The 1442-nt window shown below is 51.0% G+C and carries 2 protein-coding genes and 1 pseudogene; all 3 read left to right on the top strand.

The features are described from left to right. Positions 1 to 169: 169 nt before the first annotated feature. Positions 170 to 433, top strand: coding sequence for a hypothetical protein (locus HQL52_13840; protein ID MBF0370530.1), 264 nt, complete (start codon positions 170 to 172; stop codon positions 431 to 433). Positions 434 to 531: 98 nt separating this feature from the next. Further along, on the top strand, positions 532 to 855 hold the full coding sequence (locus HQL52_13845) for a DegT/DnrJ/EryC1/StrS aminotransferase family protein (protein MBF0370531.1): 324 nt from the start codon (positions 532 to 534) through the stop codon (positions 853 to 855). Then, a pseudogene (locus HQL52_13850) lies at positions 759 to 1442 on the top strand (DegT/DnrJ/EryC1/StrS family aminotransferase). The gene HQL52_13845 and the pseudogene HQL52_13850 overlap by 97 nt, the downstream one beginning before the upstream one ends.

The raw sequence follows: 1442 nt of genomic DNA on the forward strand, positions 1-1442 counted from the left end.
GTCAACAGGGAGTCAACCCATTGATCGCCATTCAAATCGCTTTGGCTGGCAAAATCAAATAGGGGGAGAGCAGTTACGATTTTGCTTTACAACCCCCCGGGGGTGTGGGGGCTTGCCCCCACGGTTCTTCTTTTGGTTTTGACCTTGGCTTTGACTTTTGATTTTGACCTTGGCTTTGACTTTTGATTTTGACCTTGGCTTTGACCTTGGCTTTGACCTTGGCTTTGACCTTGATTTTATCTTGCAGTCGCTCCACCTGAAGATGACCCATCGCCGACGTTGTAGCCTCTTCAGTGAAAATGGAAAAGCAAAAGGCAAAACCTTGGGGCTGCGCCCCAAACCCGCTGGATATGGAAAATCAAAAGACAATTCAAAAAAAATAATTCAAAAGACAATTCAAAAGACAATTCAAAAGACAATTCAAAAAAAATAATTCAAAAGACAATTCAAAAGACAAAACCTTGGGCTCCGCCCAAACCCGGCAGGGAGATAATCCCCCTGCACCCCTATCAATAAAATCAACGGCAAAACATGAAAGTCCCCTTCTACCGCCACCACCTGGGAGAAGCCGAAACCACCTCAATGGTCGAAGCACTCTCCTCCCCCTTTCTCACCGCCGGACCCCGAACCGCTACCTTCGAATCCCAATTTGCCAACTACCTAAACGTCAAACGAGTCGTCGGCCTCTACAGCTGCACCTCCGCACTCATGCTCGCCCTCAGAGGCCTGGGAGTAGGACCAAAAGATGAAGTCATCACAACCCCAATGACCTTCATCGCCACACCCAACTCCGTGCTGGAAGTCGGCGCAACACCCCCATATTCGTGGATGTGGAAGCCAACACCGGCAATATAGATGCGAACAAAATCGAAGCCGCCATCACCCCCCGCACCAAAGCCATCCTGGTAGTACACCTCTACGGCCAAATGTGCGACATGATCAAACTACGAAAAATCGCCGACCAACACGGACTCGCACTCATCGAAGACGCCGCACACTGCGTAGAAGGAGAACGAGATGGCATAAGACCCGGCACCCTGGGAGATGCCGCCTGCTTTAGCTTTTATGCCACCAAAAATCTCTGCTCCGGAGAAGGAGGCGCACTCGCAACCAATGATGAAGAACTGGCAGAACGACTCATCCGCATGCGCTCCCACGGCATGAACAAAGAAGCCGGAAAACGACACGGCCACCGCTTTCAACATTGGGACATGGTGGAGTTTGGCTACAAAGTCAACATGTTCGACCTCCAAGCCGCCCTGCTGATTCCACAAATCCCCCGCATCAATCAACGCTGGCTACAACGAGGCAAACTCTGCGAATCATATAGGAAAGCCTTTGCCGGAATCCCTGGGATCAACATGCCGAAAGTCTTGCCCAGCAGTCGCCACGCCTGGCACCTCTTTACCCTGTGGGTAAACGGAGGAGATGAACGGGATCGA

The organism is Magnetococcales bacterium (assembly GCA_015232395.1).
Lineage (GTDB): Bacteria > Pseudomonadota > Magnetococcia > Magnetococcales > JADFZT01 > JADFZT01.

What these genes read in the sequence shown, in the direction of transcription:
- HQL52_13845 (MBF0370531.1), top strand. Translation starts at nt 532, where the DNA reads ATGAAAGTCCCCTTCTACCGCCACCACCTGGGAGAAGCCGAAACCACC.